An 11,853-nucleotide genomic window follows, 5' to 3' on the forward strand; every position below is an offset into this window, starting at 1 on the left:
CGCTTGCGAGACGCAAATGCGAAGCTCCGTCCCGATGGGTCGGCTGAGGCGGGAACACGTTCAGCGTTCATGCGTTGACGGGCAACATCGATGCGTGCGCCGAATGCGATCGGTTTTCGAGGGCTGCTTCAGCCATCGGAAGGCCGATCCGAGACGCGGGAACGATGACGCCATCAACCACGTCGAACCGGGGCCGGGCACAAGGTCGCCGGTCGTCGACGCGCGAGGACGCCGCCCCATGAAGCTCTTCTCCTGCCCCGCCTGCGACCAGGTCGTGTACTTCAACAACGTGAAGTGCGAGCGCTGCGGCCACGCGCTCGGCTACGAGCCCTATTCGAACCGCATGCTGGCGCTGGAGCCCGACGCGGACACCGGCTTCTGGCGTTCAGTCGGCAAGAAGGGCGCAGGCGACGCCTGGAAGTACGACGACAACTACCAGTACGGCGTGTGCAACTGGCTGATTCCGGCCGACAGCCCGGACACGCTGTCGCTGGCCTCCTCCTTCAACAACGTCATCCCCAACCTGTCGGACCCGGACAACGTCGCTCTCTGGCAGAAGATGGAATTCGCCAAGCAGCGACTGATCTACACGCTGATGCGCCTCGGCCTGCCGATGCCGAACCGCACCGAGCATCCCGAAGGACTCGCCTTCGAGTTCCTGGTGGACGATCCCAACAGCGCGCAGCACGTGATGACGGGCCACGACAACGGCCTCATCACCATCGCGCTGGTCGAAGCCGACGACGCCGAGCGCGAGAAGCGGCGCACGGCGATGAACGAGCCCTACCGCACGCTCCTCGGCCACTTCCGCCACGAGATCGGCCATTGGTACTGGGACCGCCTAGTGCGCGACGGCGGGGCGCTCGCCGAATGCCGCGCCCTCTTCGGCAATGACGAGGAGGACTACGGGCAGGCGCTGCAGAACCACTACAACAACGGTCCGAAGCCCAACTGGCAGGACGAGTACGTCTCGACCTATGCGGGCGCGCATGCTTGGGAGGACTTCGCCGAGACCTGGGCGCACTACCTCCACATCGTCGACACGCTGGAGACCGGCGGCTCCTGGGGCATGACGCTGCATCCGCGGCTCGACAAGGAAGGCATCCTGACCACCGACATCGACTTCAAGGTCTACGACAATTCGACGACCATGGAGCAGATCGCGGATGCCTGGCTGGCGCTCTCGTCGGCGCTGAACTCGCTGAACCGCGCCATGGGGCACCAGGACCTCTACCCCTTCGTGTTGGCGCCGCGCGTCATCGAGAAGCTCGGCTTCATCCACGACCTCGTTCACGGCCGCGTCGGCACGGCCGCCCGGCCGGCGGGAACCGGAACGGCGAACCCGACGGCCGAGGCCTACGTCCAGTCCCAGCAGGCGGCCCAGGCCGCCGAGTAGGCCTGCCTTCGACGTCCTTGATCCGCGCGACCGATCCGGGCTCCCACCGCTGGGTGGGGGCCTTTTTCGCGCCGAACGGGTCTGTCCTGGGGACATCCACGCAAAATTGCCGCATCGCACTCTGGAACGCTGCGATCCTGCTCCAATTACCAAGACCGAAGGGACGACGACCAAGGTGGATCGATTGCGCCGCGCAACCGAAGGCGCGGCGAGCCTGATCGCGCGTCCTGCCGTTCGATGACCACTCCGGGTGCCGGTTTCTTCGCGGTCGAGCCATGTGCCGGCTGCCCGGTTCAGGACAGAGGCCGCTGCCATGGACACGATTTCCGACACGACCCCGACCGAAGCCGCGAGCTTCGATACCACCTGGGGTACCCATATCAACGAGGATGGTCGCGCGACCTTTCGCCTTTGGGCGCCGAGCGCGGCCAAGATCGAGCTCGCCATCGGCGACGAGGACGGCAAGGCCAGCCGCTTCGAAGCCATGGAGAAGGCCGGCGACGGCTGGTGGACGCTGACGAGCGACGCCGTGAAGGTCGGCGGGGGCTACGGCTTCCGCGTCGACGGGGATCTCGTCGTCCCTGACCCGGCGGCGCGGGCGCAGATCGGCGACGTCCACGGCCTGTCGCGCCTCGTCGACCCGGAAGCCTTCGAGTGGAAGGTTCTGGAGTGGAAGGGGCGGCCCTGGCGCGAAACGGTGTTCTACGAGCTCCACACCGGCACCTTCACGCAGGACGGCACCTTCGACGCGATCATCGACAAGCTCGACCATCTCAAGGAGACCGGCGTCACCTGCATCGAACTCCTGCCGGTCGCCCAGTTCGCGGGCAATCGCGGCTGGGGCTACGACGGCGTGCTTCTCTACTGCCCGCACACGGCCTATGGCGGCCCGGAGGCGCTGAAGCGGCTGGTGGACGCAGCCCATGCCAAGGGCCTCATGGTCTTCATGGACGTCGTCTACAACCACTTCGGACCGGACGGGAACTACATCAACGCCTATGCCAAGGCGTTCTTCCACGAGGAGATCCACACCCCCTGGGGGCCGGCCATCGCCTATGACGAGCAGCCGGTGCGCGACTTCATGATCGAGAACGCGCTCTACTGGATCAAGGAATTCCGCATCGACGGGCTGCGGCTCGACGCGATCGATTCGATCAAGGACACCACCGACACGCCGCTGGTGAAGGAACTGGCCGCTCGCGTGCGCGCCGCCTTCCCCGACCGGCATGTCCACCTGACCACGGAGGACGACCGCAACATCACCTGGCACATCGAGCGGGGCGAGACCGGCCGGCCGCTCCTCGTGTCGGGCGAATGGAACGACGACTTCCACCACTGCGCCCACGTTCTCGCCACCCACGAGGACGAGGGCTACTACGGCGACTACGCCGCCAAGAGCGTCGAGCAGATGGCGAAGAGCCTGGCATCCGGCTTCGTCTTCCAGGGCGACTTCTCGACCAAGCGCGAGAAGAGCGTCGGGCACTCTTCCGCCCACCTGCCGCCGACGGCCTTCGTCAACTTCCTTCAGAACCACGACCAGATCGGCAACCGCGCCTTCGGCGACCGGCTGACCGACCTCGCCTCGCGCCGGGCGGTGGAGTGCCTCCAGGCGATCCTGTTCCTGTCGCCGCAGATCCCCTTGATGTTCATGGGCGAGGAATGGGGCGCCACGCAGCCCTTCTGCTTCTTCACCGACTTCCACGGCGAGCTGGGCGAAGCCGTGCGCGAGGGGCGTCGCAACGAGTTCAAGAAGTTTGCGGCCTTCCGTTCGGGCGAGGGGCGCAATCTCATCCCGGACCCCAACGCCGAATCGACCTTCACCGCCTCGCGGCTCGACTGGACGGCGGCGGATCGGCCGAACGGCAAGCGCCGCCTGTCCATGGTCCGCGATCTCCTCGCCAAGCGCCAGCACCACGTCGTGCCGCTGCTGCGCGACGTGCCGCCGAACTGCGGCAGCTTCCACGTGTCGGATTCGAGCCGAGCCTTCTCCGTGTCCTGGCGGCTGAAGGACGAGACGGTCCTCAACCTCTTCGCCAACCTCGACGACGAGCCCTGGACCGTGCCGACCGAGGTGCCGCACCGCGATTACGATTCGGGCGAACTCGTGCATGCCCACCCGCCGGAAGCGGCCGACATGCTGAAGGACGGCGTCCTGCCCGGCCCCTCGGTCGTGGTGCGCCTTTGCCGGCCGGCGCTGATCGGAGGACCGGCCGTTGCGTGAGGGCGAGGGGGAGAAGCTCGAGGCGCTGGCCGAGAGCCACGGCATCCAGACGGCCTATATTTCCGAACTCGGCGAGCGGCAGGTCATCTCCGACGACGCGCAGCGCGCGCTGCTCGGCGTCCTCGGCGTCGATCCGCAGACCGGCGACAAAGGCGGCTTTTCCGAGCACGGCGAGCGGGCGCAGCCCTGCCTGATGCCGGACACCGTGCGCGCCCGGCGCTTCTGGGGCGTCGCCTGCCAGCTTTATGCGCTGCGCTCGCACCGCGATCTCGGCATCGGCGACTTCGCCGACCTCGCCAGGCTCGCCGCGATTGCGGCGGAGGCGGGGGCGAGCTTCGTCGGGGTTAATCCGCTTCACGCGCTCTTTTCCGCCGCGCCCGAGCGCTTCAGCCCCTATTCGCCCTCGACGCGGCGCTTCCTCAACCCGCTCTACATCGCGGTCGACGAGCTGGAGGGCGGACCCGAGGCGATCGAGGCGCTGCGGAAAGCGGAGCCGGAGCTCTTCGATGGGCTCGACGGCGAACTTGTCGACTACGGACGCGTCGGCCGGCTGAAGATCCGGCTGCTGCGCGACGTCTTCGAAAGCCGCATCGAGGAGATCCGCGACGAGCAGGCCTTCGAGCGCTTCTGCGCGGGCGGGGGCGATGCCTTGCGGGACTTCGCGCTGTTCGAGGCGATCTCGCAAGCGCAGGTGGCGGAGGGCGGCCACGCCGGCTGGCACAACTGGCCGGAGGAACTGCGCGACCGCCGCTCGGACGCCGTCGCCGCCTTCGAGGCGGAGAACGCCGACGCGGTGCTCTTCCACCGTTGGCTCCAGTTCGAGGCGGACGAGCAGCTCGCCGAGGCCCAGGCGCGCGCCAAGGGCGCCGGCATGGCGATCGGCCTGTATCTCGACCTCGCCGTCGGCGTCGCGCCGGACGGCGCGGAAACCTGGGCGGATCCGGAGCTGACGGTGCGCTCGGCGCGCGTCGGCTCGCCGCCGGACATGTTCAACTCCGCCGGCCAGGACTGGGGCCTCGCGCCGCTCTCGCCCAAGGCCCTGGCCGAGCGCGACTACAAGCCTCTGCGGGAAGCCTTCGACGCGCTGACGTCCCATGCCGGAGCGGTGCGCATCGACCATGCCATGGGGCTCGCGCGTCTCTGGTGGATCCCGGAGGGCGAGCAGTCGAAGGGCGGCGGCTACGTCCGCTACCCCCTGGCCTCGATGATCGACGCCGTGTCCGATGCCTCGCGCGCCAACCGCTGCATCGTCATCGGCGAAGACCTCGGCACCGTGCCGCCGGGCTTCCGGCACACGATGGAAGAGGCCAACATCCTGTCCTATCGCGTGCTCTACTTCGAGCGGCACCGCGGCTCGGAGTTCCTGCCGCCCTCCGCTTATCCGCAGCTGGCGCTCGCCTGCATCTCGACCCACGACCTGCCGACGCTGGCCGGCTGGTGGACGGGCGAGGACGTGACCTTGCGCGCCTCTACGGGCCGCCAGGACGAGGCGGCGACGGACCGCGACCGGCATTCGCGCGAGCGCGACCGCATCGCGCTCCTGCTCGCGCTGAAGGAGGAGGGGCTCCTGCCGCCGCCGCTCGAGGGCGCGGCGTCCGGCGAAGACAATCCGCCGGTCGACATGTCCGGCGACCTCGCCGAGGCGATCCATCGCCTCGCGGCGCGCACGCCCTCGATCCTCTTCGCCGTGCAGCTCGACGACCTCGTCGGTTCCGAGCGTCAGGCGAACCTGCCGGGGACGACCGACGAATATCCCAACTGGCGCATCCGCTCCGACGTCCCCCTGGAGGACCTGGCCGGCAACGAGCGCTTCAACCGCATCGCCGCCGCCCTCCGCTCCGAACGCCCCGAGGCTTCATGACCCCTTCGCCCGTCGCCACCTATCGCCTGCAGTTTCGCGAGGGGACGACCTTCGAGACGGCGGCCGACCTCGCGCCCTATCTCAAGAAGCTCGGCATCAGCCACCTCTACGCCTCGCCGATCTTCTCGGCCTCGCCGGGCTCGACGCACGGCTACGACGTCACCGACTACAACGCCTTCGAGGCTGATCTCGGCGGCGATGCTGGCTTCCTGGCGATGAGCGACGCGCTGGCCAAGCACGATCTCGGGCTGATCCTCGACTTCGTGCCGAACCACATGGGCGTGTCGCCGAAGAACAAGTGGTGGGAGGACGTGCTGCGCTGGGGCGCGGACAGCCGCTACGCCGACGTCTTCGACATTTCCTGGGTGGCCGAGAAGATCCTCGTGCCGGTGCTCGGCAAGCCCTACGGCGAGGCGCTGGAGACGGGCGACCTGCACGTCGTCCTCCATCCCGAGCGCAACTGGCTGCGCTTCGACGCGGCCGGCTATCAGCTGCCGCTCGATCCGCGCACCTTCGCGCTGATCTTCGCGCGGCTCGAGCACGGCGAGCGCGACCGGCTCCTGCGCCGCTTCGCCGTGGCGACCCCGGCCGAGATCGACGAGCTGCGTGAGCGGCTCGCCGAGCATCTGGAGGAAGCGGAGTTCGCCGACGCGCTCAACGCGGCGATTGAGTCGATCAACGCGGACCGGCAGTTCCTCCACGAGCTGCACGAGGCGCAGGCTTGGCGACTCGCCTGGTGGCGCACCGCCCGCGAGCAGCTGACCTATCGCCGCTTCTTCGAGATCGCCGACCTCATCGGCGTTCGCCAGGAATCGCGGCGCGTCTTCCGCGAATCGCATCAGACGGTGATCCGGCTGGCGCGCGAGCGGCGGCTCGACGGCATCCGCATCGACCACGTCGACGGCGTGGCCGACCCGAAGGCCTATCTCGGCGACCTCCGCCAGGCCTTCCAATCGGTGCGCCGTTCGCCGATGATCCACATCGAGAAGATCCTGACCGGCGACGAGCGGCTGCGCACCTCCTGGGGGGTCGAGGGGACGACCGGCTACGAGTTCATCACCGCTTTGTCCGGCCTCTTCGTCGATCCGGCGAAGGAGGAAGCGATGGACCGCATCTACTCGACCTTCCTCGGCGAGGAAGAGAACCTGCGCGCCATGATCGCCAAGCAGAAGCGCGCGATCTTCCATCGCAACCTGGCGGGCGAGCTCGCCTACCTCACCAGCGAGGCCATCGCGGTGGCGGCCCGCGGCCTGTCCACCCGCGATCTCGGCGCCGACACGATCGCGCGCTCGATCGTCGAGGTCGCCGTCGCGCTGCCGGTCTACCGCACCTACGTGTCGGTCAACGACGGCGTGCCGACCCGCGACGCGGCGATCATCGACGAAACGGTGGAGGAGGCGCAGCGCTCGCGCCAGGTGGAAGCCGACGAGCCGATCCAGTTCATCGGGCGGCTGCTCAAGCTCGACTTCGAGGCGGGCGAGGACGTCGCGGGCGCGCTGAACTTCACCCGCCGCTTCCAGCAGACCACCGGCGCCGTCATGGCGAAGGCGGTCGAGGACACCGTGTTCTACCGCTACAACCGGCTGATCGCGCTGAACGAGGTCGGCGGCGAGCCGGACCATTACGGCACCGACGTCGACGCCTTCCACGAGGCGATGCGCATCCGCGTCGAGGACCAGCCTTTGGGACTTCTCGCGACGTCGACCCACGACACCAAGCGCGGCGAGGACGCCCGCGCCCGGCTCTACGCGCTGTCCGAAGCGCCCGAGCGTTGGGACGGGCTGGTTCAAAGCTTCGCGCAGGCCTTGTCGGCCTATCGCAAGGACATCGAGCCCGGCCTCGTTTCGCCGGACGCGCCGACGGAATGGGGCTTCTATCAGTCGCTCCTCGGCGTTCTGCCGGCCGACTTCGACCCCGAGAATGCCGAACAGCGCGACGGCATCGCCCAGCGCCTGACCGCCTTCATGGAAAAAGCGGTGCGCGAGGCCAAGCGCTGGACGAGCTGGACATCGCCGGCCGGCCCCTACGAGGACGCGCTGAAGGCGTTCGTCGCGGCGGCGTTGGACCCCGAAAAGAGCGAGGGCTTCCTGCCGACCTTCTGGCGGGACGCCCAGCCCTTCGTCGTGGCGGGCGCCCTGAACTCGCTGGCGCAGACGGCGATCAAGTTCGCCGCGCCCGGCATTCCCGACATCTACCAGGGAACGGAGTTCTACGACTTCAGCCTCGTCGACCCGGACAATCGCCGCGCGATCGACTTCGCCGACCGGCAGAGCGCCTTCGAGGGCGGCGAGTCGGCGCCCGACCTTCTCGACCATTGGCGCGACGGACGCGTGAAGGCGAAGATCACGGCGGAAGGCTTGGCGGCGCGTGCCGCCGCGCCCGACCTCTTCACGCGCGGCGCCTACGTGGCGCTGGAGGTGACGGGCGCGAAGGTCGATCACGTCGTCGCCTTCGCGCGCATCGCGGAGAGCGGCGGCCCGGCCGCGATCTGCATCGCGCCGCGCCTCGCCCTGACGCTCCTTGGGGACGGCGCGACGCGGCCGATGGCGGACCCGGCGACCTGGGGCGACACCGCGGTCGCGATCCCCGAAGGCCTGCGCGGACGCGGCGCGCGCGATCTCTTCGCCGAATCGCGGCGGGAACTCGGCGAAACGCTGCGGCTGTCGGACGCGCTCTCGGCCCTGCCGGTTTCCTTGATGCTGGTCGACTGAGGCGCGGGCGAAATTCTTTCGGCTGCGACCCTTTCAGGGCCGCAGCCGAACCGCTATCTGCCGCCCCGCTTATCGACAGGAAGTTGCTGGGAGGTCCCATGACAATCCGCGCCGTCGTCTGGAACGAATTCCTCCACGAGCGGGAGAACGCCATCGTCCGGGAGATCTATCCCGACGGCATCCACGCCGCGATCGCCAGCCACCTCAACGCGGCGGGCGGCATCGAGGCGAGCCTCGCGGCCTTTGGAGAGCCAGAGGACGGCCTGTCGGAAGCGCGGCTTCGGGAAACCGACGTGCTGCTCTGGTGGGGCCACAAGGCGCACGGGGCGGTGGCCGAGGAGACCGTGACGCGCGTCGCCGAGCGGGTGCATCAGGGCATGGGGCTCCTCGTTCTTCACTCGGGCCACTTCTCGAAGATCTTCAAGCGCCTGATGGGCACGCCCTGCTCGCTCCACTGGCGCGAGGCAGGGGAGCGCGAGCGGATCTGGACGATCAACCGCTCCCACCCGATCGCCAAGGGCATCGGCGAGCGGATCGAGATCCCGGCCTCGGAAATGTACGGCGAGCCCTTCCTCGTGCCCGAGCCGCTGGAGACGCTGTTCATCTCCTGGTACGAGGGCGGCGAGGTGTTCCGCTCCGGCCTGACCTATCAGCGTGGGGCGGGGAGGATCTTCTATTTCAGCCCCGGCCATGAGACCTACCCGATCTACCACCAGCCCGAGGTGCTGACGGTGATCGAGAATGCCGTGCGCTGGGCGCACAATCCGGCGCCGGCCTGGGACGACGTTTCGGCCGCGCCGAACCGGCCGGTGGAGAAGGCGCTGGAGCCGATCAAGGAAAAGGGCCCGCGCCTGCATCAGGCGGGCGAGGCGGGCTATCGCTGAACCGCTGGACACGCGCACCATGAGCAAGACGACCGACACGACGAACCCGGCGGCCTCGGCCGCCGCGCCCTCCGCCGCAGGTGCTGCGGACAAGCGCATCCTGCTTCTGGGCACGGGCGGCATCGCCCACAGGCATGCGGAGCACTTCTCCGCCATTCCCGGCTGCGCCCTCGTCGCCGCCTGCGACGTGAACATCGAGCGGGCGCGCTCCTTCGCCGAGATGCACCGCATCCCCAAGGCCTTCGGCTCGCTGGAGGACGCCCTCGCCTGGGACCAGTTCGACGCGGTCGTCAACGCGACGCCCGACGGCGCGCACAAGGCGACGACGCTCGCCTGCATCGCGAAGGGAAAGCACGTCTTCTGCGAGAAGCCGCTGGCGCTGAACCACGCCGACGCGATGGAAATGACGCAAGCCGCGGAAGCCGCCGGGCTCATCAACATGGTGAACCTGACCTATCGCAACGCCGAGGCCGTGCAACTCGCCCATCGCATGATCGCGGCGGGCGAGCTGGGGACGATCCGCCACGTTCAGGCGAGCTATCTTCAGAGCTGGCTCGCCTCGCCGCATTGGGGCGACTGGCGCACCGACGAGAAGTGGTTGTGGCGTCTGTCTTCCGAGCACGGCTCGAAGGGTGTGCTCGGCGACATCGGCGTCCACATCCTCGACTTCGTCACCTACGCGACGGGGCACGACATCGTGCAGCTCGGCGCGCGGCTGAAGACCTTCGACAAGGCGGACGGCGGGGCGATCGGCGGTTACACGCTCGACGCCAACGATTCCTGCGCGATGACGGTGGAGTTCGACAACGGCGCGCTCGGCGCCGTCCATATGTCGCGCTACGCGTCCGGGCGGATCAACAACCTCGACCTCGTGATCCACGGCGACAAGGGCGCCCTGCACATCTGGGCGGATCACGAGAAATCGCTGCTCGAGGCCTGCATGGGCAAGGACATGGAGACGCAGACCTGGCGGCCGGTCGAGTGCCCGCCGACGCCGCGCAATGCCAGCCGCTTCGTGATCGCGCTTCTGACCGGCGTCAACGGCGAGCCGGATTTCCGCCGCGCGACGAAGATCCAGAAGCTGCTCGACCTGTGCTTCGAGTCGGAGGAGGCGGGGCGGGTTCTGGCGGCGGTGTAGACGGCCGCGGAGCTTTTCGGCGGAGGGCGCCTCCCCCTCGCGCGCCTGCGGGGGAGGGCGGCGCGAAGCGCCGGGTTGAGGGGTCCTAGTCGCGATAGCGGCCGGCAAACGGCTTGCGTCGCCCTCCTCACGAACCACCCTCATCCGCCTGCCGGCACCTTCTCCCGCCTGCGGGAGAAGGGAGAAGCTTGGAAGCATCCGCAATAATCAAGAAAAAAGGCCGCGGCATTCGGGATGCCGCGGCCTTCTGCATTTCGGTCGTATGCCGGTGGCTTAGCGGACCGACAGGACCTCGCCGCTGCGCAGGTCGATGTCAACGCGGATGTCGTCGCCGCGACGATCGACGCCGGCGACCCGATAGGCCTGGCGGGTGCGGGTGACCGAGTCGACCTCGTCGACGCCCTCGCCACGGGCGATGCGGAGCGCCTGGCGCTCGCTGATCTGCTGGCCGCGAGCCTCGCCGCGGGCCGCGCGGTCGCTGCGGTTGTCGTCGCGGCGCAGCTCCTGCTGGGGAACGACGCGCACGCCGTTCGGGCCGATCTCGATGCCCTGCGCGAAGGTCGGAGCGGCCGTCGCGACAGACGCGGCGGCGACGATGCCGTAGATCCAGGACTTGTTCATAGGTGTCTCCCGAAACGAGTGGGTCGATCGCCGATCTGCGTCGCCCGTGTCGGGTCCGATAACAAGCATAAGAAGATTGGGTTCCATCGCATCGACTTTCTCGTGACGGTGAGGAAGTCGGAGGGTCTGAACCCGTTGCCGGGAGAGACGGCGTCCGTAGCGCCCGGATGCTGGGAGACCGGCCGCGATGCTGTGTCGCGGCCGGCTTGTAGTTTACCTTAGGTAAGGTATTGGCCGCCATTGGCCGAGAGCGTCGATCCGGTGATGAATCCCGCGTCGTCGGCGGCCAGGAACACGACGCAGCGCGCGATCTCCTCCGGCTCGCCCAGACGCCCGACCGGGATCTGCGGGATGATGCGCTCGTTCAGCACCTTCTCGTCGATCGCGCGCACCATCTCGGTTCCGATATAGCCGGGAGTGATGACGTTGACCGTGATGCCGGCGCGCGCGCCTTCCTGGGCGAGGGCCTTGGTGAAGCCGATGTCGCCAGCCTTGGCGGCGGAATAGTTCGCCTGGCCCGCCTGACCCTTCTGGCCGTTGATCGAGGAAATGTTGATGATGCGGCCGAACTTGCGGTCGCGCATGCCCGGCCAGACCGGGTGGGTCATGTTGAAGAGGCCCGAGAGGTTCGTGTCGATGACCGCCTTCCACTGGTCGACCGTCATCTTGTGGAACATGGCGTCGCGCGTGATGCCGGCATTGTTGACCAGGATCTCGACGGGTCCGAGCTCGGCCTCGACCTGCGCGAGGCCGGCCTTGCAGGCTTCGTAGTCCGAGACATCCCACTTGAAGACCTTGATGCCGGTCTCCGCCGCGAAGGCGTTCGCGACCTCGTCGTTGCCGGCATAGTTGGCGGCGACGGTGTGGCCCGCCGCCTTCAGCGCCTTGGCGATGGCCGCGCCGATACCGCGCGTGCCGCCCGTGACCACGGCTACTCTGCCCATGACCTCATTCCTCTCCCGTTCGTGTGGATGCGACTGAAGGCCCGCGGGGCCGCCGTGCGGCGCCCGCGGTTCATGCA

8 protein-coding genes are annotated in these 11,853 nt (G+C 68.3%); 6 read left to right on the plus strand and 2 right to left on the minus strand.

Translation table 11 applies throughout. The annotated features are described in order from the left end of the window. Positions 1–238: 238 nt before the first annotated feature. The 6 genes from FZN60_RS14015 to FZN60_RS14040 all read left to right on the plus strand — a co-directional run bounded on the left by FZN60_RS14015 (position 239) and on the right by FZN60_RS14040 (position 10,211). A complete protein-coding gene (locus FZN60_RS14015; RefSeq protein ID WP_158874105.1) occupies positions 239–1,396 on the plus strand; it encodes a zinc-binding metallopeptidase family protein in 1,158 nt (385 codons plus the stop codon). 313 nt (positions 1,397–1,709) lie between these two features. Then, positions 1,710–3,617: a malto-oligosyltrehalose trehalohydrolase gene (treZ, locus tag FZN60_RS14020; protein WP_158874106.1), complete on the plus strand. Its 1,908-nt coding sequence runs from the start codon at positions 1,710–1,712 to the stop codon at positions 3,615–3,617. Continuing rightward, positions 3,610–5,478, plus strand: coding sequence for a 4-alpha-glucanotransferase (gene malQ / locus FZN60_RS14025; protein ID WP_158874107.1), 1,869 nt, complete (start codon positions 3,610–3,612; stop codon positions 5,476–5,478). Before treZ ends, malQ begins: the two co-directional genes overlap by 8 nt. Continuing rightward, the gene (treY, locus tag FZN60_RS14030) at positions 5,475–8,189 is read left to right on the plus strand and encodes a malto-oligosyltrehalose synthase (protein ID WP_158874108.1); all 2,715 of its coding nucleotides are present in this window, start codon (positions 5,475–5,477) and stop codon (positions 8,187–8,189) included. The genes malQ and treY overlap by 4 nt, the downstream gene beginning before the upstream one ends. 98 nt (positions 8,190–8,287) lie before the next feature. Next, positions 8,288–9,073 carry a ThuA domain-containing protein gene (locus FZN60_RS14035; RefSeq protein WP_158874109.1) on the plus strand — a complete coding sequence of 262 codons (786 nt, stop codon included), beginning with the start codon at positions 8,288–8,290 and terminating at the stop codon, positions 9,071–9,073. Positions 9,074–9,092: 19 nt separating this feature from the next. Next, positions 9,093–10,211, plus strand: coding sequence for a Gfo/Idh/MocA family protein (locus tag FZN60_RS14040; protein ID WP_158874110.1), 1,119 nt, complete (start codon positions 9,093–9,095; stop codon positions 10,209–10,211). A 273-nt stretch (positions 10,212–10,484) separates the two neighbouring features. On the opposite strand, the gene FZN60_RS14045 is transcribed toward FZN60_RS14040, so the two are convergent. Together FZN60_RS14045 and phbB are read right to left on the minus strand one after the other, a co-directional pair. Further along, positions 10,485–10,832, minus strand: coding sequence for a PepSY domain-containing protein (locus tag FZN60_RS14045; protein WP_158874111.1), 348 nt, complete (start codon positions 10,830–10,832; stop codon positions 10,485–10,487). 218 nt (positions 10,833–11,050) lie between these two features. Beyond that, positions 11,051–11,776 carry an acetoacetyl-CoA reductase gene (gene phbB / locus FZN60_RS14050; RefSeq protein WP_158874112.1) on the minus strand — a complete coding sequence of 242 codons (726 nt, stop codon included), beginning with the start codon at positions 11,774–11,776 and terminating at the stop codon, positions 11,051–11,053. Between the last annotated feature and the right edge of the window lie 77 nt (positions 11,777–11,853).

The sequence above is a fragment of the Antarcticirhabdus aurantiaca genome (assembly GCF_009765365.1).
GTDB lineage: Bacteria > Pseudomonadota > Alphaproteobacteria > Rhizobiales > Rhizobiaceae > Antarcticirhabdus > Antarcticirhabdus aurantiaca.